Origin of the sequence: Paenarthrobacter sp. AR 02 (genome assembly GCF_021538675.1) — a bacterium.
Lineage (GTDB): Bacteria > Actinomycetota > Actinomycetes > Actinomycetales > Micrococcaceae > Arthrobacter.
The window spans coordinates 1-22,253 of the sequence record NZ_JAJUKH010000007.1 but is presented as its reverse complement, the minus strand read 5'-3'; the positions used below and the strand labels follow the sequence as shown (position 1 = coordinate 22,253).

Here is a 22,253-nt window from a genome sequence, read left to right as displayed (position 1 = left end):
CACTATGAGTGAATCTTTGAACGGACGGCTCAGGACCGGAAACGGCAACCTGCCGCCCACTGAGTTCCCGCACACCTTACCGGGCACGCGCACGGAAATTGTCACGTTCGACAACTCCGACCAGATGGTTCACTCGTTGGGAAGCCACGATGAAGCCCTGCGCTACATCGAGGATCAGTTCGAAGGCGTCAGTTTCCACGTCCGTGGCAACGAGCTCTCCATGACAGGTCCGTCCACCGATATCTCCCGGGTGATGCGCCTGCTTGAGGAAGTCCGTGGGCTGGTGTCAAAGGGTACGCTGGTGACCCCTGACGTTCTCCAGCAACTTGTCTCACTGTTGCGCACCCAATCAGTGCAAAATCCTGCAGACGTGTTGACCCACAACATTCTTTCCAGCAGGGGCAAGACCATCCGCCCCAAGACGCTGAACCAGAAGAACTATGTTGATGCCATCGACGACAACACGGTCATCTTCGGGATCGGGCCCGCCGGTACGGGCAAGACCTACCTCGCCATGGCGAAAGCCGTCCAGGCGCTGCAAACGAAGGAAGTCAGCAGGATCATCCTGACGCGGCCCGCCGTCGAAGCAGGGGAGCGCCTGGGGTTCCTGCCCGGGACGCTGAGCGACAAGATCGATCCCTATCTTCGTCCGCTGTACGACGCCCTCCACGACATGATGGATCCTGAATCCATACCGCGGTTGATGGCCGCCGGGACCATCGAGGTAGCGCCCCTGGCCTACATGCGTGGCCGCACCTTGAATGACGCCTTCATCATTCTTGACGAAGCGCAGAACACCACACCCGAACAGATGAAGATGTTCCTGACCCGACTCGGTTTCGGATCCAAGATGGTAGTCACCGGAGACGTCACCCAGATTGACCTTCCGTTCGGGGCGACGTCAGGCCTGCGCATCGTCCGGGAAATCCTCACGGGGATCGACGACGTCAATTTCTCGATCCTTGAAGCCGCCGACGTCGTCAGGCACCGTTTGGTAGCGGACATCGTCTCGGCTTACAGCAACTGGGATGAGGCGCATCGCGCCGACGCCAACACCCATCACAAGCGTGGAGAACGTAAATGAGCATCGAAGTAAACAACGAGTCCGGCGTCGCGGTGGACGAGGCCCAGCTGGTGACGTTGTCGCGCTTCATCTTTGAGCGTCTCTACATCCATCCCCAGGCCGAGCTGTCCATCCTGCTGGTGGACGAGCCTGCCATGGAGAAGCTGCACATCGAGCTGATGGACGAGCCCGGAGCCACGGACGTCCTTTCGGTACCGATGGACGAGCTGACGCCGGGTACTCCGGACAAGCCGACGCCCCAAGGCATGCTTGGGGACATCGCCATTTGCCCGCAGGTGGCGGAGGTGCAGGCGCGCAACGCGGGACACCCGACACAGGACGAGATGCTGCTCCTGACCACCCACGGCATTCTCCACCTGCTTGGCTTCGACCATGCAGAGCCCGAGGAGAAAGCCGAGATGTTCGGTTTGCAGCGTGAGTTGCTGTCTGAATTCCTGGGCAAGGATGCGCCCATGGAGACCATGCAGTGACCTCGATCATCCTGGTCGGCATGGCGCTGGTTTTCCTGAGTTTCGTCGCCTTGCTGACCGCAGCGGAGGCTGCTTTCAACTTCCTGCCCCGGCATGAAGCCGAACAATCCATAGGCCGAAACAAGGGCAAGGCCCTGGGCGGCATCCTGCGGAACCCGATCGCGCACATGCGCGCCTTGCGGTTCTGGCGGGTGTGGTTCGAGATGGCGGCCGCGGTGGCGGTCGCCGTCGTCCTTCACAGCCTGTTGGACAACGTATGGCTTGCGGGCCTCGCGGCCACCGGCATTATGGCCGTCATCGGTTTTGTGTTGGTAGGGGTTTCCCCCCGGCAATTGGGCAGGGCGCACTCAGGACCGGTAGTCCGGTTCACCGCGCCCCTGATCAGGTTCCTCTGCTGGATCCTCGGACCCATTCCCGGATGGCTTGTGGCGCTGGGACAGGCGGTGGCGCCCGGCGCTCCAGCCGGCGATGACGCGTTCGTCAGCGAGGAAGAGTTCCGCGAGTTCGTGGACCGGGCAGCCGAATCCGACATGATCGAAGACAACGAGGCAGAACTCATTCACTCTGTCTTCGACTTCGGGGACACCTTGGTGCGCTCCGTCATGGTTCCGCGTACTGACATTGTCACTATCGGAACCGGTACGGACCTGGAGACAGCCATGGCCCTGTTCCTGCGTTCGGGCTACTCAAGAATCCCGGTAATCGGCGAAAACACGGACCAGATCCGTGGAATTCTCTACCTGAAGGACGTGGCCGCGGCCCTGCACCGCACGGAGCCAGGACTCCAGGCCCACGACGTCGACTCGCTGGCCAGGGATGTCCGTTACGTTCCGGAGTCCAAGCCGGTCAGTGACCTCCTCCGCGAACTCCAGCAGGAATCCACCCACGTGGCCATTGTCATTGACGAGTACGGTGGCACAGCCGGCCTCGTTACCCTCGAGGACCTTATCGAGGAAATCGTGGGTGAGATCGTGGATGAATACGACGCCGCCGCTGAAGAGGCCATCGACCTGGGGGATGGCACGTACCGGGTCAGCTCACGGATGAGCATCGATGACCTGGGCGAGCTGTTCGACATGGACCTCGACGACGACGAGGTAGACACTGTGGGTGGCCTCCTCGCCAAGGCACTGGGGCAGGTACCCATTGTCGGAAGTTCCGTGGAGGTGAACGGAGTGTCGCTGCGGGCAGATAGGCTTGAGGGTCGCCGAAACAGGGTCAGCCACATCATTGCGGCAGCCATCCCAAAGGAAGACACTGACTTTGAGGACCTCCTCGAAGACGCCGACTCAACGCAACAGGGAGTTCCACGTGAGCAAGCAAAATAAGAAATTCGACGCCGATCAGGACTTCGGTGGCTTCCACGCAGGTTTCTCCGTCCTGGTCGGCCGGCCCAATGCCGGCAAGTCAACCCTCACCAACGCCTTGGTGGGACAAAAGGTTGCGATCACGTCGGCAAAACCGCAGACCACGCGCCACACCATCCGTGGCATCGTGCACCGCGACGACGCGCAACTCATCCTCGTTGACACGCCAGGCCTCCACAGGCCGCGCACGTTGTTGGGCAAGCGCCTCAACGATCTTGTTGCAGACACCCTGTCCGAAGTTGACGCCATCGGATTCTGCCTCCCGGCCAACGAGAAAATCGGCCCCGGCGATAAGTACATTGCGGCGCAGTTGGCCGCCGTGGGGCGCAAGCCGATCGTTGCCATCGTGACCAAGACCGACCTGGTGGATCGTCAGGCGTTGACCGAGCAGTTGCTCGCCGTCGCCGAACTGGGCAGGGATGTCCTGGGCGAGCAGGGCTGGGCGGACATTGTCCCGGTTTCCGCAGCGGATGGTTTTCAGGTCTCCACGGTTGCCGATGTCCTGATCAGCCACATGCCGCCGTCACCGCCGCTGTACCCTGACGGTGAACTCACTGATGAGCCCGAGGCAGTGATGATTGCCGAATTGATCCGGGAAGCTGCCCTGGAGGGCGTCCGGGATGAGCTTCCGCACTCCTTGGCAGTAGTGGTCGAAGAAATTGTTCCCCGCGAAGGCCGAACCGAGGACAACCCGCTGCTGGACGTTCGCGTCAACCTGTACGTTGAGCGGCCGTCCCAAAAGGCGATCATCATCGGTAAGGGTGGGAGCCGCCTGCGGGAGGTGGGAACGAACGCCCGAAAAGGCATCGAAACACTTCTGGGCACCCGGATCTACCTTGATCTCCACGTCAAGGTGGCCAAGGACTGGCAGCGCGACCCCAAGCAGTTGGTGAAGCTCGGGTTCTAGGTTTGCCGGGACACGATCCTGCGCAGTGCTCCTCCGATAGGGAACTTCCCAGAATTGGCAACTATGATTGCGGAGATTCAGGTGATTAAGGAAAGGTAAACCGAATAGTGCGACGTCGTGACGCCCGCCCGCAGGGCACCGGCACCGCCGGCCCCGTTGCGGGACGCCATGGGGAGGATGCCGATGGCACTCCCCGGCACATGAAGGAACGCAAGGGACTGCCGCTCTGGTTGAAAATTACGACCGGCGTGGTTTCCTTGGCGCTGGTTGCCGGCGTCGCCTTTGCCGCATTCTGGTTTATCCGCCTTCAGTCGAACATCACCAAGGCTCCCCTCAGCGCCGGCGAAAACCGGGATTCGGGGGCTGCGACAGCAAATGACAAAACCGACCGGTTGCAGATCCTCATTCTTGGGTCGGACACCCGTGACGGAAAGAACTCCGACTACGGCACCTCAGAGGACTCCACAGGCTACGGCCACTCCGATGTCATGATGCTGCTGGACATTTCCGCGGACAACAAACGCGTGAATGTCATGAGCTTTCCCCGCGACCTGCTGGTTGATGTGCCGCAGTGTACGGACCACACCAACAACCAGACCTTCCCTGCCAGAAGTGGCGTGATGATCAATGAAGCCATGGCAGAAGCCGGCATTGGCTGCGCTGTGGATACGGTCAACAAATTGACCGGCCTGGAGATCGACCACTTCATGATGGCGGACTTCAACGCTGTCAAGGAGCTCTCCAAAGCTGTTGGTGGCGTTAACGTTTGTGTCAGTGATCCCGTTTTCGATCCGGACTCCCGCCTCCGCCTCCCCAAGGGCAATTCCCTGGTTGAAGGCGAACAGGCTTTGGCGTTCCTGCGAACCAGGCATGCATTTGGTGATGGTGGAGACCTCGGACGGATCAAGGGCCAACAGGCTTTCCTCTCGTCCTTGACCAGGAAGCTTAAGGACGAAGGTACTTTGGGCAACCCGCAGCGGCTGCTGCAAATTGCCGACGTCGTAACGCAGAACCTCACGGTCGACAACGGACTGGCTTCCGTGCCGTCCCTGCTGACGATTGGCGGGCGACTGAAGGACATTGATGTTTCAAAGGTGGCTTTCGTTGCTGTTCCCACCCAGCCGGCTGCCGTCGATCCGAATCGACTGGAGCTGGCCGAACCACAGGCATCGCAGCTTTTCTCCGCTCTGCGGGCCGATCTTGACCTCACCACGCCGGGTGCGACCTCGAGCCCGGCCGCTTCCCAAAGCCCGGCAGCCCAGCCAACTGCTACGACGCCAGCCGTGCCCGCCTATAACAAGGCCATCCAGCCGGTTGCGGTTGCCAACGGCAGCGGAGTAGCCACCAGGGCCCAGGAATTGATGGCCGTCCTCACGGGCAATGGCTTCACCCAGGCTGTGTCCTACCTGGCCAACCCGGTGGACCGGACCGTGGTCTATTACGGCCCCGGTTTTGCGGACGTGGCCGCCGATGTGGCGACCCTCTACGGTATTCCTGCCGCGCAGGTCCAGCAGGCAGCGGGAGTCGCCGGTGTTCAGCTCTACGTGGGCACTGACTTCGGAACGGGCTTGGTCTATGGGGCTGCTTCGGTACCGCCGGACGTTGTTAACCAGACAGCCAGCGACGCCGTCTGCCAGCAGGTCAATCCGCTGTATATCGACCAATAGTTATTGAAGCCTAAAGAGGCCGGGCCAAATGGCCCGGCCTCTTTGGTTACGTCGCCGGCTTCTTACCAGATACTGACCCGTTCTCCGGGTTCCATCCACATTCCGTCGCCCTCGGCCACGGAGAACGCCTGGTGGAAAGCGTCGAGGTTGCGGGCAATGGCATTGGTACGGAACTCGTTGGGGGAGTGCGGGTCGGTGGCCAACCTCCGTATTGCTTCCTCAGTGCGGATTACCTGGCGCCATCCGGCTGCCCATGACATGAAGAACCGCTGCTGTCCGGTGAACCCGTCGATGACTTCAGGCTCCGCCCCGTTCAAGCTGAGGAGGTAGGCCTTGTAGGCGATCGCGAGTCCGCCCAGGTCACCGATGTTCTCACCCAGCGTCAGCTTTCCGTTTACCTTGTGGTCGGGGGCGGCATAGGGGGAGAGGGCGTCGTACTGTGCCACCAGTTTGGTGGTGAGGGCTTCAAAGGCAGTGCGGTCTTCTTCGGTCCACCAGTTCCGAAGGGCGCCCGTTCCATCGAACTGGGAGCCCTGATCGTCGAATCCGTGGCCGATTTCGTGTCCAATGACGGCTCCGATACCGCCGTAGTTCACGGCGTCGTCTGCATCGGCATTGAAGAATGGCGGCTGGAGGATCGCGGCGGGGAAGACGATTTCATTCAGCATCGGGTGATAGTAGGCATTGACGGTTTGTGGCGTCATGAGCCACTTGGTGAGATCCACCGGCTTGCCGATCTCGTCAAGGTGCCTGTCGACGTCGGCATTGTGTGCACGCTCTACATTGCCCAATAGGTCATTGGGGTCGATCTCGACGGCCGAGTAATCAATCCACTTCTCGGGGAAGCCGATCTTGGGCCGGAAGGCCTGGAGCTTCTTGAGGGCCTCAACCTTGGTTTCTTCGCTCATCCAGGTGAGCGCTGAAATGCTGTCCCGGTAGGCTTCGATGAGGTTTCCCACCAGTGTCTCCATCCGGGCCTTGTGACCGGGAGGAAAATGCCGCTCAACGTAGATTTGGCCTACTGCTTCGCCGAGGGCAGCTTCCACCACGGCTACGCCGCGCTTCCACCTTTCCTTGTTGCGGGGCGTGCCGCTGAGCGTGGTCCCATAAAAGTCGAAGTTGGTCTCGACAAAACCGGACGACAAATACGGGGCGGTCGAGCTCAGGATGCGCAGGGTCAGCCATTCCTTCCACGTTTGCAGGGACTCGGATTCCAGGAGTCCAGCGGCTCCCGTAAAGAAGTCCGGCGTGCTCACCACCAGCTCGCTCCGCTTGTCCTGGTCCACGCGCGCCGCTTCAAACCAGGTGTCCAGCAAGGGGAACAGCGCCCGTGCATCGTCTGCGGTCTTGAGGTTGTAGGTCTTTTGCGGATCCCGAAGCGTGACGTTGTCCCAGTGATGCGCGGCCAGCGCCCGTTCCAGGGCAACCACGCGCCCGGCGGCGGCCTCTGCGTCGGGGATGGACGCAAGGTTGAACATGGCGGCAATGTATTTACCGTAGGCCTTCACGATCTCTTCGAATTTTTCGTCGCGGTAATACGATTCGTCAGGCAACCCCAGGCCACCCTGACCGATGTAGAGAAGGATGCGTTCGGGATTGCCGGCATCCGGCGCGGGGTAGATGGAGAATAGGCCTGAGACGTCGGATCGGAACAACCGCCCGATGAGCGCTGCCAATTCCTGCGGGGATTCTACGGATTCAACCTCCTGAAGCCTGCCGCGGACCGGCTCGTAGCCCTTTTCCTCCGCCGCCGCTTCATCCATGAAGCTGGCATAGAGGCCGCCGACTTTTTGTTCGACGCCGGTAGCTGAGTCCGCTTTTGCGGCGGCTTCCTCGATGATTGCCTTCACAGCAAGCTCGGCACCGTCCCTCAGCGCGGTGAAGGTTCCTTCCAGCGGGCGGTCGTCCGGGATCGTCGTGCTGTTGAGCCACGCACCATTGACGTGTTGGTAAAGGTCGTCCTGGGGCCGGACGTTGTGGTCGATGTTGGAAAGAGTGATCCCCGACTGTGGCACTGTGGCTCCTTGTGTGGACGCTGCAGCCGGCGTTTCCACCGTCGTGGCGTCTGCATAGTGGACGTTGCATGAGGTGTTGCACTGTCATCATACGCATCGTGTTACTGTGAATTTGTGCGTGCGGAAATGCTTCTTCTTAGCTGCCGCGGCGAGGCCTGAAAGCTATCTGACGCTGGGCCATCCTCGCCGCGGAGTTCCGTTGTGTCCGGCTAAGCTTTCACTTAGTTCTTTACAGAAAAGGCCACATCATGCGTAATGCACAAAAGCCCTCCGGTATGCCGATTCACCGCTACTTGCCGTTCCAGGACCAGATCACTGTAGATGTTCCGGACCGCACCTGGCCTGACAAAGTCATCACCAAGGCCCCTCGCTGGTGCGCGGTCGACCTGCGGGACGGAAACCAGGCACTGATTGATCCCATGAGTCCGGCACGCAAACTGAAGATGTTCCAGCTGCTCGTCAAGATGGGTTACAAGGAGATCGAGGTTGGATTCCCGTCTGCGTCGCAAACGGACTTCGACTTCGTCCGTCAGCTCATCGAAGGCGGCCACATTCCTGACGATGTCAGCATCCAGGTCCTGACCCAGGCGCGCGAGCACCTGATTGAGCGGACCTACGAGTCCTTGGTGGGCGCCAAGCAAGCCATCGTCCACCTCTATAACTCCACCTCCGTGCTGCAGCGCCGGGTGGTCTTCAACCAGGACGAAGACGGCATCATGGACATCGCCTTGCAGGGTGCCCGCCTGTGCAAGAAGTACGAAGAGACGCTGCAAGACACGCACATCACTTACGAATACTCCCCGGAGTCCTTCACGGGCACCGAGCTCGAGTACGCTGCCCGCGTCTGCAATGCCATCGCCGATGTCTTTGAGGCCTCCGCGGACAAGCAAGTCATTATCAACCTGCCGGCAACGGTGGAAATGGCGACACCCAACGTCTACGCGGACTCGATCGAGTGGATGCACCGCAACCTGCACCCGCGCGAGGGAATCATCATCTCCCTGCACCCGCACAACGACCGCGGGACTGGCGTGGCTGCTGCTGAACTGGGATACCTGGCAGGTGCCGACCGGATTGAAGGCTGCCTGTTCGGCAACGGAGAGCGCACCGGCAACGTGGACCTGGTGACGTTGGGCCTGAACATGTTCGTGCAGGGCGTTGATCCCATGATCGACTTCTCCGACATCGATGAAGTACGCCGCACGGTGGAGTACTGCAACCAACTGCCGGTGCCGGAGCGCTCCCCGTATGGTGGAGACCTCGTGTTTACCGCGTTTTCCGGTTCGCACCAGGACGCGATCAAGAAGGGCTTCGAGGCTCTCGAGAAGGATGCCGCAGCTGCCGGCAAGTCGGTGGATGACTTCACGTGGCAGGTTCCGTACCTGCCCATCGACCCCAAGGATCTCGGCCGAAGCTACGAAGCCGTCATCCGGGTTAACTCCCAGTCCGGCAAGGGTGGCGTCGCCTACCTGCTGAAGAATGAGCACAACCTGGACCTGCCGCGCAGGGCCCAGATCGAGTTCTCCGGTGTCATCCAGCGACGCACCGACGCTGTGGGCGGCGAGGTCAGTGGCGCCCAGCTGTGGCAGATCTTCCAGGACGAGTACCTCCCCTCTGACGAAGAACAGGCGCAATGGGGCCGCTACACCCTGGGCAGCGTGAGCACCGAGACTGACGAGTCCGGTGCCATGACCATGAACGCGAACCTCAGGATCGACGGTGCCGAAGTACGCCGAACAGGTCACGGCAACGGTCCCATCGCCGCACTTCTGGACATCCTGCACCAGGACGGCGTGGACGTCCGGGTGCTCGACTACAGCGAGCACGCACTGTCCGAAGGCGGCAGCGCGAGTGCGGCAGCGTACGTCGAATGCGCTGTCGGTGAACGCGTACTCTGGGGCGTCGGGATTGATCCCAGCACCACGACGTCATCGCTGAAGGCCCTGATCTCGGCGGTAAACCGGGCAGTCCGCGACGCGCAGGCATAGATCCCCGCGGTGTGGTGGCTGGATTTTCAGTCACCACACCGTCCGGCGGTCACGCCCGACCGGCGCGAAGTGCAAAGATTAGTTGTGGCCAATCCGTCGTTTGCAGCACGGTCCTATCGGGACGATGCCGTAGTGCTCCGTACCCACAAGCTGGGCGAGGCGGACAGGATCATTACGCTGCTGACCAAGCACCATGGGCAGGTCCGGGCCGTCGCCAAGGGAGTCCGGAGAACCAGCAGCCGGTTTGGAGCGCGCCTTGAGCCGTTCATGGTCGCCGACCTGCAACTCGTGTCCGGCCGGACACTCGATATCGTGACCCAGGCAGTCGCCAAGGGAGCCTACGGAAGCGCCATAGCCGCCGACTACGGCCGGTTCACCGTTGCGGCCGCAATGACCGAGACAGCCGAGAAATTGACGGATGCCGACACCGAGTCGGGGACCGCACAATACAATCTGCTGGTTGGAGCACTGGCCTCCTTGAGCCGCTCGGACCACCCGCCCGAACTCATTCTGGATTCGTATCTCCTGCGCGCCCTGGCGACCGGTGGCTGGGCGCCAAGCTTTACGGATTGTGCCCGATGTGGCCGTCCCGGCCCCCACACTGCATTTGCGGCGCCGGTGGGCGGAATGGTGTGCAGCGATTGCCGTCCTCCGGGTTCTCCGGCTCCCGCACCGGAAACGGTACAACTCCTCGGAGCGCTGCTGACAGGCAATTGGAGCATTGCCGATGTCTCGGATCCCCGGCATCGCAGGGAAAGCGCGGGGCTGGTGGCCAGTTACCTGCAATGGCATTTGGAACGTGCCGTGAAATCACTCAAACATGTGGAGCGAAGCTGACAGTGGCACTTGGCAAAAAGAACAAGTCAACAGTAGCGAGGACGGCGCCAGTGGTTGCGCCTTATGGACACCCTTCCGGGGCAGTGCCACCAAAGATACCCAGTGAGCTCATACCGCAGCACGTGGCCATTGTCATGGATGGCAACGGGCGCTGGGCCAACCAGCGGGGCCTGCCCCGGGTAGAGGGGCACAAGGCAGGGGAGCCGGCACTGTTGGACGTCATGGCCGGTGCGATCGAGCTGGGCATCAAGTACGTCAGCGTCTATGCGTTCTCTACCGAGAACTGGCGGCGTTCGCCTGATGAAGTCCGGTTCCTCATGGGATTTAACAAGGACGTGCTACGTCGTCAACGCAATCAGCTTGACGAGTGGGGTGTCCGGATCCGCTGGGCCGGTCGTCGGCCACGGCTGTGGGGTTCGGTGATCAAGGAACTGGAAGAGGCCGAGGATTACACGCGGGCCAATGACACGTGCACTTTGACCATGTGTGTTAATTACGGCGGACGCGCGGAGATCGCTGACGCGGTCTCGGCCATTGCCCAGGACGTGGCGGCGGGCCGCTTGAAGCCTGGTTCTGTGTCGGAGAAGACCATCCAGAAGTACCTGGATGAACCCGACCTTCCGGATGTGGATCTCTTCCTTCGCAGCTCCGGCGAGCAGCGCCTCTCCAACTTCCTTCTCTGGCAGTCCGCTTACGCGGAGTTCGTTTTCATGGACACTCTGTGGCCGGACGTCGACAGGCGGACGCTCTGGGAGGCCGTGGAGATTTACGCCAAGCGGGATCGCCGCTACGGTGGTGCGGTCGATGCCGCCCCCGCTACCAAATAGCACGGCCGCGCTAATTCGAGGTGTGCCTGCTCAGTAGGGGTACGCCGCAAGCCAGACGGCGACGTCCCGATAGGCCTGCTGGCGTACCGTGCGCCGGGACAGGAACACATCGTGAAGGGCTCCGGGATAGCGGAAGACGGCCGTGCGCCGAGCCAGGCCCAGCGCGCGACGGGATGTTTCCTCGACGTCGATGACGGCATCGGCCCGCATGAGGTCCGCCGTCCATTCCGCTTGGATCCGGGTCCGTCCGGATAAGAGGACCAACACTGGCGCGTCAATATTGAGCTTACGTTCCACGGCAGCGTGACCGGCGAGCACGGCTTTGGTCCATCCCGCCCGGATCGGGAAGGACGCCCGTGGTCGCCAGACCGGATCCAGGATCCACTCGCCGTGGGCTTCGTTGCTGACGCTTTCCCAGTACGCCGGCATCTCGGGGAACCTGAAAGGCCTTTTCGGGTCCGTGCGGGCAAAAGGTTCAACCAGATGCATGGCGATACTTCGGACCAGGCTGCTTCCCTGCAGTTCGAGCCACGGTGAATTCAGTACCAAGGTGCCCACTCTGCCCGGGTTGCGGTCAGCCCACAGGGCAGCGATGAGACCGCCCAGGGAGTGGGCCACCATGTGAATGGTGGGTGCAGTGGAGTTGCCGGTCCGGGCCATCACGTCCCGTTCGACTTCCACTAAGGCTGCCCCTATGTCCTCGTCGTAAACACCAAGGTCGGAGGTGTATCCGGGAGTCTGTCCGGGGAGGAGGCTGCGGCCAAACTTCCGCAGGTCCAGCGCGTAGAAGTGGAAACCGGAGGCTGTGAGGTATTCGGCGAGCTCGGTCTGGAGGAAGTAGTCCGCCCATCCGTGGAGGTACAGGACCGCCCGCGGGGCACCTCCGGGATCCGCAGGGGTGGCGCGACGATGCCGCTTGGTAAAGGACACCAGGAAGTCCAGGACACCTTGCGGGGCGGGATGGGCGACGGGAGGTGCGTGCCTGACCAGCGTCGCCTTGACCTGTCCCTCCTCATCCGGCTTAAGTGGCAGGTCCAAGCATTCATAGCCGTGGCCCAGGATGTCGTTTTCCCATCCGGCACCGGTTTTCCCTGCGGCGCTCATCTATCCCCCTCGTGGTGGTCATCCGGTGCTTTGTCCTGCATGAATCCCCTGATCCATCGGGCCAGGCGGGCGTAGGCGTCTTTCCTCACGGCAGGTGCCGACAGGAATACGTCATGGAGGCCTCCGTCGATACGCTCCAGAGTCACAGTCCGGCCCAGTGCCATGGCCCGCAAAGCCATCACGCCTACATCAAGCACAGCGTCTGAACGGCGCATGGACTCGCGCCACATCATGCCGTTTGCACTGGCTGAGGACATCAGGACCAGAACCGGCATTTCCAGGTTCAGGCCGCGGGCCACCTGCGACTGGCCGGCGAAAACGGCGCGGAGCCAGCCCGCCCGGACAGGAAAAGCCAAGGGCGGCCGATACCTTTCGTCCAGGTGCCATTCTCCCTCTGCGGAGCTGCTGATGCTGCGAAAATAGAAACCACGCTCCGGCAGTTTCAGGACCGTTTCGGGACGGAATCTCGCCAAAGGCGACACCATGGCGTTCGCTGTCCGCCGGACCATGGAACTCCCATGCATCTCCAACCAGGGGCTGTCGAGAATGAGGTACTGGACTCGTTCAGGGTGTCGGCTGGCCCAGAGGGCGGCTACCAACCCGCCCGTCGAGTGGCCCATGAGTGTCAGGCTGTCCGCCGTGGATCGGTTACGTCCTTGGTGAATCGCGCTAATGGCCTGGTTGATTTCGGCGTCGTAGTCGGCCAGGTTGCCGACATAGCCACCGGGATCTCCGGGCTGGAGGCTCCGTCCATGGTTGTGCAGGTCCAGGGCATAGAACTCATAGCCTTGGCGCGACCAAAACTCGGCGAGCTCGGTGTTGAAGAAGTAGTCGCTCCATCCATGGAGGAACAGGACAACGCCAAGTCGTCGCACCGAACCGTCCTTGCCGCTTCCGGCCTGGTCCAGCGGATCCGCGTCGTGTCGGATCAGCGTGGCATGGCGGATCACGCCATCCGGGCCTGCGGCGTCGATACTGCAGGACTGGTAGCCGGTTCCCAGGATGTCAGCGGTCCATTCCATGGCTCCAGCTTAGACAAAAGCGGCTGCCGCCTTTCCGGCCGCCCTTCCGGTAAAGAGGCAGCCGCCCAGGAATGTCCCTTCCAGAGCCCGGTAACCGTGGATGCCTCCGCCGCCGAACCCGGCAGCTTCCCCGGCTGCGTAGAGCCCTGGGATTGCCTGTCCACTATCGTCGAGCACCCTGGAGGCCAAGTCTGTCCTGAGTCCGCCCAGGCTCTTGCGGGTCAATACCGAGAGCCGGATGGCGATGAGAGGCCCGTGGGCAGGGTCGGTCAGGCGGTGCGGGGGAGCCACTCGCATCAGCTTGTCGGTGGCAAACCGCCTCGCTGCCCTGATGGCCGCAAGCTGCGGGTCCTTGCCGAGCCCACTCGCTACCTGCCGGTCCCGGGCGCTGATCAGGGACTCCAAGGACTCCCGCTGTATGAGGTCGCCTCCGGCCAGCTGGTTCATCTTCGACACGAGCTGCCCGGGGGTGGCTGCCTGCAGGAAATCCACGCCGCGGTCCAGGAACCGCTGGATGGGGGAGTCGCCTCCCGCCCTCAACCGCGACGCAAGGAGCCTGACGTCCTTGCCGGTCAGGTCAGGGTTTTGTTCCGAACCTGACAAGGCGAGTTCCTTGAGGGCGATGGTGCGGTTGAGGACGAACCACGAATGGCTTTGGCCTGTTGCCACAATGTGACGGAGGGCGCCCAGGGAGTCGTACCCCGGGAACAATGGTGCCGGCAGTTGATGTCCTTCAGCATCGAGCCACAAGGATGATGGCCCGGGAAGAATACGGATACCGTGCATCGGCCACACGGGATCGTAGTTGTGGATACCTTCGGGATAGTGCCACATCCTGTCGCCGTTGATCATGGCGGCGCCGCCGGATTGCACCACTGAAAGGAAATCACCGTCTACTGAGGCGGGGACGCCGCTGAGCATCTCCGCGGGTGGTCGCCCTCCTGGCCATTGGCGTCGGACTGCCACGTGGTTGGCGCCTATGCCCCCGGTTGTCACCACAACCGCTCCGGCTGCAGCCTCGAAGCCCCCAACGGGGAGCCTGGATGACGCCTGGCCCCGCACCGCCGTCGACGGTTCCAGGACATCTCCGACGACGCCGGTCAGCGAACCGGCCGTGATGGTGAGGGCTGTCGCCCTGTGCCGGAAGTGAAGCGACACCCTTCCGGCTTCGACGCCTTCGTGCACCTTCCTCAGGAAGGGTTCCACCAGGGCTGGTCCCGTGCCCCAGGTGACGTGGAAGCGGGGTACTGAATTTCCATGGCCCTGTGGTCCGTACCCGCCCCGCTCCGCCCACTGGACCAACGGAAAGATGCCAACGCCGAGGCTTCTCAGCCAGGCCCGCTTCCGACCGGCGGCGAAGTCCACATAGGCCTCGGCCCATTCCCGGGCGTTCGAATCCACCGGCCGGTCGAAAGCCGCGGAGGCCAGCCAGTCGGAAAGTGCGAGATCAGCGCTGTCCCGCACGCCGAGCCGCCTCTGCTCCGGCGTATCGACCATAAAGAGGCCGCCAAAGGACCAATGGGCCTGGCCGCCGACCGAGGTTTCCGGCTCCTGGTCCAGGACGGCCACCGTCTTGCCCGCCGCGTATGCTGTGGCGGCTGCCACCAGTCCCGACAGTCCCGCCCCGACCACCACGACATCGGCCGTGATCCTGAGGCTCGTGCGGGGATGACGTGGGTCACTGTTTTCTGGCTGCATGCGTACATGCTAGCGCCCGGCACAGTCATGGGTTTGGTGAGTTCGTCCGCGAACAGCAAAACTAAGACCATGCGTTTTTACCCCACATTCTTTAAGTTGGCCTTCTCCTGGATGGATGCCGAGAAGGCCCACAAGATCGGATTCCAGGGAATCCGTGCCGCCCACCGTACTGGCGCGGGGCGGGTCCTTGCCCGCATGACCGCCCCGGATGCCTCGCTCCGCACCGAGGCGCTGGGCCTGAGCTTTCCCTCGCCCTTCGGACTTGCGGCGGGTTTCGACAAGGAAGGCCACGGCATTGAGGCCCTGACGGAGCTGGGCTTCGGCCACGTCGAAGTGGGTACCATCACGGGCCAAGCGCAGCCGGGCAATGAGAAACCACGCCTGTTCCGCCTGATAGAGGACCGGGCGGTCATTAACCGGATGGGATTCAACAACGACGGCGCTGCTGCCGTTGCGCCACGGCTCAAGTCTGCTCGGGCTGCCTTGCAGAAAAACCACCCTGATCTTCGGCCGATCATCGGGGTGAACATTGGCAAGACCAAGGTGGTGGACCTCGCCGACGCCACGGAGGACTACCTTGTGAGCGCCCGGAGCCTCGCCCCCGCCGCAGACTACCTGGTAGTCAATGTCAGTTCGCCCAATACGCCGGGCCTGCGGTTACTGCAGAACGTGGAGACGCTGCGTCCTTTGCTGCGGGCAGTTGGAGACGCTGCCGACGAAGCCGCGGGGCGCCACGTACCGCTTCTGGTCAAGATTGCGCCTGACCTGTCCAACGAAGACATCGAGGACGTCGCCCGGCTTGCACTTGACCTCAAGCTGGACGGAATCATCGCGAACAACACAACGATTACCCGTGAGGGGCTTGTCTCCGGAAGTGCGAAGGTGGATTCCATCGGTGCCGGAGGCTTGTCAGGAGCGCCCCTCAAGGAGCGGTCCCTGGAGGTGCTTCGCAGGCTCAAGCAGGCTGTGGGCGATGACCTTGTGCTGATCGCGGTCGGCGGCGTCGAATCGGCCGAGGACGTCCAGGAACGCCTTGAGGCCGGCGCCACCCTGGTCCAGGGCTACACAGCATTCCTTTACGAAGGTCCGTTCTGGGCGTCCCGAATCAACAAGGGCCTTGTAAGGCTTCGTCGGGGCTCATGCCACTAAGACTGCGGTTAAGCGATGAAGACCCCGGACCATTGGTCGGGGGTCTTCATACGTTTGACAGGGGTTGGGGCCTTAGGCCGGGTACTGTCCGCGCTTCACCTGCGGCTTGGGCAGACGGAGTTTGCGGAACTGAAGGGCTCGCATGCATCCGTACCAGACAGAGCCACGCTCCACTTCGCCGAACTTCTCGGTGAGTTTCTTCCGCAGCTTGCGGGAGAGGATGAAGGCATCGATGAATACAGCCAGGAACATGATCCAGAAGCCCACCAGGACGTAGCTGATTCCCGCGCTCGTGGTGGGAATGATCAGTGAAATGACGACGAACAACAGGGCGCCAAACATCAGGTACTCGCCCAGGCTGAACCGTGCGTCGACGTAGTCGCGGACGTACCTCTTCTGGGGCCCTTTGTCCCGAAGCGGCAGGAATTTTTCGTCACCCGTATCCAGGGCCTGCCGCATCTTCTGGCGCTGGTCCTGGATGGCCACCCGCTCCGCTGCCTTTGATGCCTTACGGTCGGTGGGCACCAGAGGGCGCTTGCGGGCTGCTTCCTGGTCCTTCCGCTTGGGCGTGGGCGCGCCCTTTCCAGCTACGGGCTCCTGGGTGGTGGCATAGGCCTGGTCAACTACTGATTGAGCGCTGGGCTCTTCCTTTTTGCGTCCGAACACCCCTACAGAATACCCGCACCAAGGTGGCGCAGGTTACGCTTCGGGTTGCCCGCGCTCCGATGGCCACTCCGCGCCTGCCCCGCTGGGAGAACGCCCGGCGGTAAAGTGTGGCCCATGACTTCAGCACATGCGGAGACCCCGCAGAACAAGCCCCTGGACTCCGGCGCTACCCCGGTGGAGGCACTGACCCGGGCGGTCCATGACTCCTTCGATGCCACTCTGGCCTCCTTGAAAGACCTCGTCGCCATACCGGGCATTGCTTGGTCCAGCTTCGACCCTTCAGAGTTGGACAAAAGCGCCGAAGCTGTTTCCGCACTGGTAAAGGCAACAGGCATGGAGGACGTCCGCATCCTTCGTTGCGACAAGAGTGACGGCACCCCCGGCGGGCCCGCCGTCGTCGCGCGCCGTCCCGCGGCGGAAGGCAAGCCGACCATCCTCCTGTACGCCCACCACGACGTACAGCCCCCTGGAGACCGTGGACGGTGGGAGTCGGAGCCGTTTGTTGCAGAGGAACGTGACGGTCGGCTTTATGGTCGCGGTGCGGCTGATGACAAGGCGGGCATCATGGCCCACTTGGCGGCCTACAGTGCAGCAATCAAAGTCCTGGGCGAGGATTTCGGCCTCGGAGTGACATTCTTCTTCGAAGGCGAGGAAGAGGCGGGCTCGCCCACCTTCAGGACTTTCCTCGAGGAGCATCGCGAACTCCTGCGTTCTGATGTCATTGTTGTTGCAGACTCCAGCAATTGGAAAGTGGGCGTTCCGGCCCTGACCACCAGCCTGCGCGGCCTCGTTGACGGCACTTTTGAAGTCCGCGTGCTCGACCACGCGGTGCACTCCGGGATGTTCGGCGGCCCAGTGCTCGACGCCCCGACCCTCCTTTCGCGGCTCATTGCCACCCTCCACGATGACGAGGGCAACGTCGCTGTTGCCGGTCTGGTGGGCCGGGACGAGGTGGCCGTGGACCTCGCCGAAGCCGACTATCGCGCCGACGCGTCAGTGCTCGACGGCGTGCGGCTCGCCGGGAGCGGCACCATCGCTTCCCGCTTGTGGACCAAGCCCGCTCTTTCGATCATTGGCATGGACGTTCCGGCAGTGGACGTTGCCTCCAACACCCTCATTCCGGCGGCGCGAGCCAAATTCAGCATGCGGCTGGCGCCCGGCCAGGACCCCGAGGCTGCCATGGACGCCCTGCGGCGGCACGTCGAGTCCCATGCTCCGTTCGGTGCCAAGGTGACGTTCACGCCGGGGGAGCGGGGCGATGCGTTCTCCACCGATACCTCATCAGCTGCGGCCCGGGTGGCCCTTTGGGCGCTGGGGGAGTCCTGGGGAGTGAAGCCTGTCGAGATGGGAATAGGTGGATCCATTCCCTTCATCGCAGACCTCCTGGAAATGTACCCGGAAGCCCAGATCCTGGTGACCGGGGTGGAAGACCCTGATTCCAGGGCCCACAGTGCCAACGAGTCACTGCATATCGGCGATTTCAGCCATGCTGTGGTCGCTGAGGCTCTCATGCTGGCCAGGCTCAATGCCGAGGGCCTCGCGGGCTGAACCGAAAGTGCAGGCCGGGAACAACCAAATGCCGCAGGTGGTTACGTCAGGAGTTATAGCTAAGCGTCTGCGCGACGTAGCATTAGCTATAACCCGTACGTAATTGGGTAAGGGCAGGCAGCGTCCCGGCGCCGCCGCCAAGAGCTTCATAAGAAGGTAGGCCAATGAGCACTGCAACCAACGAAAACAGCACCGGAACGCAGGTCGTCGCAAACGACGAACTGGCCACGCACGAGGTCAATCTGACCGACGTCGCCGCAGGCAAGGTCCGCAGCCTCCTCGAGCAGGAAGGGCGCACCGATCTTCGGCTGCGCGTTGCAGTCCAGCCCGGCGGATGCTCCGGCTTGATCTACCAGCTCTACTTCGACGAGCGCCTGCTCGACGGCGACGCCGTGCGTGACTATGACGGCGTCGAGGTCGTGGTGGACAAGATGAGCGTTCCCTATCTCAGCGGCGCAAGCATCGACTTCGAAGACACCATCTCGAAGCAGGGCTTCACCATTGATAACCCGAACGCGGGCGGCTCCTGCGCCTGCGGTGATTCATTCCACTGATGTGAGCCGTCGCTGCACGTCGGCGCCACTTCCGACGCGGTGAAACGCGTTGGGAGCCACGGCGCCGACATGTGCGCGAAAACCGCTTGATAGCGGTAAGCTCTACATCGGGTAGTAAAACTTTTAGTGTGCCCGGTGAGCCTTCGGCCTGCCGGGAGACAGCAACAAGAGGAAGGGCCGTCTGTGAGTTCGCAGAACCGAACCGGCAGCCGACGCATAAAGATCACCTCGATCACTGGCTTGGCAGTCGCCGGCGCGTTGGTTTTGACCGGATGTTCACCAGAGGTAGAGAAGGGTTGGCTGCCAACAGAGCGCGGCACGACCAACCACACTGACCGGATCATGGACCTCTGGGTCAACTCATGGATCGCCGCCTTGGCAGTCGGTATCATCACGTGGGGCCTCCTGGTCTGGTGCATCATCGCGTACCGTCGCCGCAAGGGCACCACGGGATTCCCCAAGCAGCTCAGCTACAACCTGCCGCTTGAGGTCTTCTACTTGACCATTCCGCTGTTCATGGTGCTGGTGTTCTTCTACTTCACCGACCAGGACCAGCGTGCGATCGATGACCGTTCGCAGCCTGCCGACGTCGTTGTTGACGTCCGCGGCAAGCAGTGGGCCTGGGACTTCAACTACAAAAAGGGCGAGGTCGTCAACGAGGACCTCCACGAGGCCGGCGTCCAGGCCCACCTGACCGGCAACGATGTCGACAAGGAACTCCTCCCCACGTTGTACTTGCCCGTTGGCAAGTCCGTGGACTTGGAGCTGAACTCCCGCGATGTCATCCACTCATTCTGGGTTCCCGCATTCCTCCAGAAGCGCGACATGATCCCTGGTAAGACGAACTACATCAGGTTCACCCCCACCAAGGAGGGCACCTTCGATGGCAAGTGTGCCGAGCTCTGCGGTGAATACCACTCCGAAATGCTCTTCCGGGTCAAGGTTGTCTCCGAGTCTGAATTCCAGTCGCACATGGACAAGCTTCGCCAAGAAGGCAACACGGGTCTCCTCGGTGCGGAATACGACCGCAACCCGAACCTGAACGAATCCAAGTAAGGGGAGCGACGTGGCTACGTACACTCAATCCGCGCCGGGGGTTCTTGAAGCTCCGGTAGTACCCAAGTCCAAGGGACGCATCGTCGTCAACTGGATCACTTCCACCGACCACAAGACCATCGGGTACATGTACCTCATTGCGTCCTTCGTGTTCTTCTGCCTCGGTGGTGTCATGGCCCTGCTGATCCGCGCCGAGCTCTTTGAGCCCGGAATGCAGATCCTGCAGACCAAAGAGCAGTACAACCAGATGTTCACGATGCACGGCACCGTCATGCTGCTGATGTTCGCAACCCCGCTGTTCGCGGGCTTCGCCAACGTCATCATGCCGCTGCAAATCGGTGCTCCCGATGTCGCCTTCCCGCGTCTGAATGCCCTGGCCTTCTGGTTCTTCCTCTTTGGTTCCACCATCGCCGTCTCCGGCTTCATCACCCCCCAGGGTGCTGCGTCATTCGGTTGGTTCGCCTATGCTCCGCTGTCGAACACCACGTTCAGCCCTGGTGTCGGTGGAGACCTGTGGGTCTTTGGCCTCGCGCTCTCAGGCTTCGGAACCATCCTTGGTGCCGTCAACTTCATCACCACCATCATCTGCATGCGTGCACCGGGCATGACCATGTGGCGTATGCCGATCTTCACCTGGAACACCCTTGTGACGGCTATCCTCGTCCTGATGGCCTTCCCGCCGCTGGCAGCTGCGCTGTTCGCGCTCGGCGCGGACCGTCGCTTCGGTGCCCACATCTTTGACCCCGAAAATGGCGGTGCCGTTCTCTGGCAGCACCTCTTCTGGTTCTTCGGGCACCCCGAGGTTTACATCATCGCCCTGCCGTTCTTCGGCATTGTTTCCGAGATCTTCCCGGTGTTCAGCCGCAAGCCGATCTTCGGCTACAAGGGCCTCGTGTACGCCACCATCGCCATTGCTGCACTCTCCGTCACCGTGTGGGCACACCACATGTACGTGACCGGTTCGGTGTTGCTGCCGTTCTTCGCCTTCATGACCATGCTGATCGCGGTACCGACGGGCGTGAAGTTCTTCAACTGGATCGGAACGCTCTGGCAGGGCTCAATCACCTTTGAAACCCCTATGCTCTGGAGCATCGGGTTCCTGGTGACCTTCCTCTTCGGTGGCCTGACGGGCATCATCCTGGCGTCGCCGCCGCTGGACTTCCACGTCTCCGACTCCTACTTCGTGGTGGCGCACTTCCACTACGTGGTCTTCGGTACGGTTGTGTTCGCCATGTTCGCCGGCTTCTACTTCTGGTGGCCAAAGTGGACGGGCAAGATGCTCAACGAGCGCCTGGGTAAGATCCACTTCTGGCTCCTTTTCCTTGGTTTCCACGGCACGTTCCTCATCCAGCACTGGCTGGGTGTCGAAGGCATGCCGCGTCGTTACGCCGACTACATGCCGCAGGATAACTTCACCTGGATGAACCAGTTCTCCACTATCTCCTCCTTCGTACTGGGCGCCTCGCTGCTGCCGTTCTTCTGGAACGTCTACATCACCTGGCGCAGCAACAAGAAGGTTGAAGTTGATGATCCTTGGGGCTTCGGTGCCTCGCTGGAGTGGGCTACGTCCTGCCCGCCGCCGCGCCACAACTTCACTTCCTTGCCCCGTATCCGCTCCGAGCGCCCGGCACTGGACCTGCACCACCCCGAGTTGGCTCAGATCCACACCGCAGAGGCCCCGTCACCCGCAGCAGCTGTTTTGGGTAACGCCGACCAGAGGGACGTCAACAAATGAAAATTGAATCGTGGCTCTTCGGAGCCGGAGTCTTCTTCTTCGTCCCCGTAGCCATCGCCTACGGCTTCCTGACCAATTGGTCTGAGTGGGTCGGCGTCCTGGGAATCCTCCTCGTCGGTGGCCTTGCGGGCATGATCGGCGCATACCTTGGTTTCACCGGCAAGCGTGTCGGCATGCGTCCGGAAGACCGTCCCGATGCAGAGGTTCACGAGGGCGCAGGCGAACAGGGGCACTTCAGCCCTTGGAGCTGGTGGCCGCTGGTTCTCGGCCTTGCCTGCGCAGGCGGCTTCCTGGGTCTCGCAGTCGGTTTCTGGATCACCTACATTGCCGGTGGTCTGGCCCTGGTGGCACTCGTTGGCTGGGTCTTTGAATACAGCCGTGGCGACCACGCACACTAGCAGTACCTGAGAGCAAAAGAGGGCCCCACCGAAATGAAGTGGTCCCCGAAAGTTGGACCGCTAAATAGATGTTAGGCCGCGAGGGTCTGAGCACGGTATTCCACCGGGCTCAGGCCCTTTAGCTTTGTTGAGATTCTTTTGGTGTTGTACCAGTGGATGTA

20 protein-coding genes are annotated in these 22,253 nt (G+C 61.8%); 14 read left to right on the top strand and 6 right to left on the bottom strand.

What is annotated here, in order from left to right:
- Window positions 1-4 precede the first annotated feature (4 nt).
- The 5 genes from LRQ04_RS13810 to LRQ04_RS13790 all read left to right on the top strand — a co-directional run bounded on the left by LRQ04_RS13810 (window position 5) and on the right by LRQ04_RS13790 (window position 5,495).
- A complete protein-coding gene (locus LRQ04_RS13810; RefSeq protein ID WP_235520714.1) occupies window positions 5-1,084 on the top strand; it encodes a PhoH family protein in 1,080 nt (359 codons plus the stop codon).
- Entirely contained in the window at window positions 1,081-1,554 is a 474-nt protein-coding gene (gene ybeY / locus LRQ04_RS13805; protein WP_235520713.1) for an rRNA maturation RNase YbeY, read from the top strand. The genes LRQ04_RS13810 and ybeY overlap by 4 nt, the downstream gene beginning before the upstream one ends.
- A complete protein-coding gene (locus LRQ04_RS13800) occupies window positions 1,551-2,882 on the top strand; it encodes a hemolysin family protein (protein ID WP_235520712.1) in 1,332 nt (443 codons plus the stop codon). The genes ybeY and LRQ04_RS13800 overlap by 4 nt, the downstream gene beginning before the upstream one ends.
- Window positions 2,866-3,828 (top strand): GTPase Era, encoded by a 963-nt coding sequence (gene era / locus LRQ04_RS13795; RefSeq protein WP_235520711.1) that lies wholly within the window; start codon window positions 2,866-2,868, stop codon window positions 3,826-3,828. Before LRQ04_RS13800 ends, era begins: the two co-directional genes overlap by 17 nt.
- A 107-nt stretch (window positions 3,829-3,935) precedes the next feature.
- Window positions 3,936-5,495, top strand: a complete 1,560-nt coding sequence (locus LRQ04_RS13790) for an LCP family protein (protein WP_235520710.1) — start codon at window positions 3,936-3,938, stop codon at window positions 5,493-5,495.
- A gap of 62 nt (window positions 5,496-5,557) precedes the next feature.
- Here the strand turns inward: LRQ04_RS13790 and LRQ04_RS13785 are convergent, their stop codons facing one another.
- Complete coding sequence (locus LRQ04_RS13785; RefSeq protein ID WP_235520709.1) at window positions 5,558-7,510, bottom strand: M13-type metalloendopeptidase; 1,953 nt, start codon at window positions 7,508-7,510, stop codon at window positions 5,558-5,560.
- Window positions 7,511-7,758: 248 nt separating this feature from the next.
- On the opposite strand from LRQ04_RS13785, the gene leuA reads away from it, so the two are divergent.
- The 3 genes from leuA (at window position 7,759) to LRQ04_RS13770 (ending at window position 11,162) form a co-directional block, all read left to right on the top strand.
- Window positions 7,759-9,498: a 2-isopropylmalate synthase gene (leuA, locus tag LRQ04_RS13780; RefSeq protein WP_235520708.1), complete on the top strand. Its 1,740-nt coding sequence runs from the start codon at window positions 7,759-7,761 to the stop codon at window positions 9,496-9,498.
- Window positions 9,499-9,582: 84 nt separating this feature from the next.
- Window positions 9,583-10,335: a DNA repair protein RecO gene (recO, locus tag LRQ04_RS13775; protein WP_235520707.1), complete on the top strand. Its 753-nt coding sequence runs from the start codon at window positions 9,583-9,585 to the stop codon at window positions 10,333-10,335.
- Window positions 10,336-10,337: 2 nt separating this feature from the next.
- A complete protein-coding gene (locus LRQ04_RS13770) occupies window positions 10,338-11,162 on the top strand; it encodes an isoprenyl transferase (protein WP_235520706.1) in 825 nt (274 codons plus the stop codon).
- A gap of 30 nt (window positions 11,163-11,192) precedes the next feature.
- On the opposite strand, the gene LRQ04_RS13765 is transcribed toward LRQ04_RS13770, so the two are convergent.
- Genes LRQ04_RS13765 through LRQ04_RS13755 form a run of 3 tightly spaced genes read right to left on the bottom strand, consistent with a single transcriptional unit; the run spans window position 11,193 to window position 14,986 of the window.
- Window positions 11,193-12,266, bottom strand: coding sequence for an alpha/beta hydrolase (locus LRQ04_RS13765; protein ID WP_235520705.1), 1,074 nt, complete (start codon window positions 12,264-12,266; stop codon window positions 11,193-11,195).
- Window positions 12,263-13,288 carry an alpha/beta hydrolase gene (locus tag LRQ04_RS13760; RefSeq protein ID WP_235520704.1) on the bottom strand — a complete coding sequence of 342 codons (1,026 nt, stop codon included), beginning with the start codon at window positions 13,286-13,288 and terminating at the stop codon, window positions 12,263-12,265. The genes LRQ04_RS13765 and LRQ04_RS13760 overlap by 4 nt, the downstream gene beginning before the upstream one ends.
- 9 nt (window positions 13,289-13,297) lie before the next feature.
- Window positions 13,298-14,986: an FAD-binding dehydrogenase gene (locus LRQ04_RS13755; RefSeq protein WP_235520703.1), complete on the bottom strand. Its 1,689-nt coding sequence runs from the start codon at window positions 14,984-14,986 to the stop codon at window positions 13,298-13,300.
- 69 nt (window positions 14,987-15,055) lie between these two features.
- Between LRQ04_RS13755 and LRQ04_RS13750 the strand changes: the two genes are divergently transcribed.
- Window positions 15,056-16,135, top strand: a complete 1,080-nt coding sequence (locus LRQ04_RS13750) for a quinone-dependent dihydroorotate dehydrogenase (protein ID WP_235520702.1) — start codon at window positions 15,056-15,058, stop codon at window positions 16,133-16,135.
- Between the two features lie 72 nt (window positions 16,136-16,207).
- Here LRQ04_RS13750 and LRQ04_RS13745 read toward each other — a convergent pair whose 3' ends face one another.
- Window positions 16,208-16,801 (bottom strand): DUF3043 domain-containing protein, encoded by a 594-nt coding sequence (locus LRQ04_RS13745; RefSeq protein ID WP_235520701.1) that lies wholly within the window; start codon window positions 16,799-16,801, stop codon window positions 16,208-16,210.
- 114 nt (window positions 16,802-16,915) lie between these two features.
- On the opposite strand from LRQ04_RS13745, the gene LRQ04_RS13740 reads away from it, so the two are divergent.
- The 5 genes from LRQ04_RS13740 to LRQ04_RS13720 all read left to right on the top strand — a co-directional run bounded on the left by LRQ04_RS13740 (window position 16,916) and on the right by LRQ04_RS13720 (window position 22,092).
- On the top strand, window positions 16,916-18,349 hold the full coding sequence (locus tag LRQ04_RS13740; protein WP_235520700.1) for a dipeptidase: 1,434 nt from the start codon (window positions 16,916-16,918) through the stop codon (window positions 18,347-18,349).
- Window positions 18,350-18,513: 164 nt separating this feature from the next.
- Window positions 18,514-18,903 carry an iron-sulfur cluster assembly accessory protein gene (locus LRQ04_RS13735; protein WP_211712345.1) on the top strand — a complete coding sequence of 130 codons (390 nt, stop codon included), beginning with the start codon at window positions 18,514-18,516 and terminating at the stop codon, window positions 18,901-18,903.
- Between the two features lie 183 nt (window positions 18,904-19,086).
- On the top strand, window positions 19,087-19,959 hold the full coding sequence (coxB, locus tag LRQ04_RS13730) for a cytochrome c oxidase subunit II (protein WP_235520699.1): 873 nt from the start codon (window positions 19,087-19,089) through the stop codon (window positions 19,957-19,959).
- 10 nt (window positions 19,960-19,969) lie between these two features.
- Window positions 19,970-21,694 carry a cytochrome c oxidase subunit I gene (gene ctaD, locus LRQ04_RS13725; RefSeq protein WP_235520698.1) on the top strand — a complete coding sequence of 575 codons (1,725 nt, stop codon included), beginning with the start codon at window positions 19,970-19,972 and terminating at the stop codon, window positions 21,692-21,694.
- Window positions 21,691-22,092 carry a cytochrome c oxidase subunit 4 gene (locus tag LRQ04_RS13720; RefSeq protein ID WP_235520697.1) on the top strand — a complete coding sequence of 134 codons (402 nt, stop codon included), beginning with the start codon at window positions 21,691-21,693 and terminating at the stop codon, window positions 22,090-22,092. Before ctaD ends, LRQ04_RS13720 begins: the two co-directional genes overlap by 4 nt.
- Window positions 22,093-22,163: 71 nt before the next feature.
- On the opposite strand, the gene LRQ04_RS13715 is transcribed toward LRQ04_RS13720, so the two are convergent.
- A partial coding sequence (locus LRQ04_RS13715; RefSeq protein ID WP_235520549.1) for an IS3 family transposase occupies window positions 22,164-22,253 on the bottom strand: 90 nt, incomplete at its 5' end.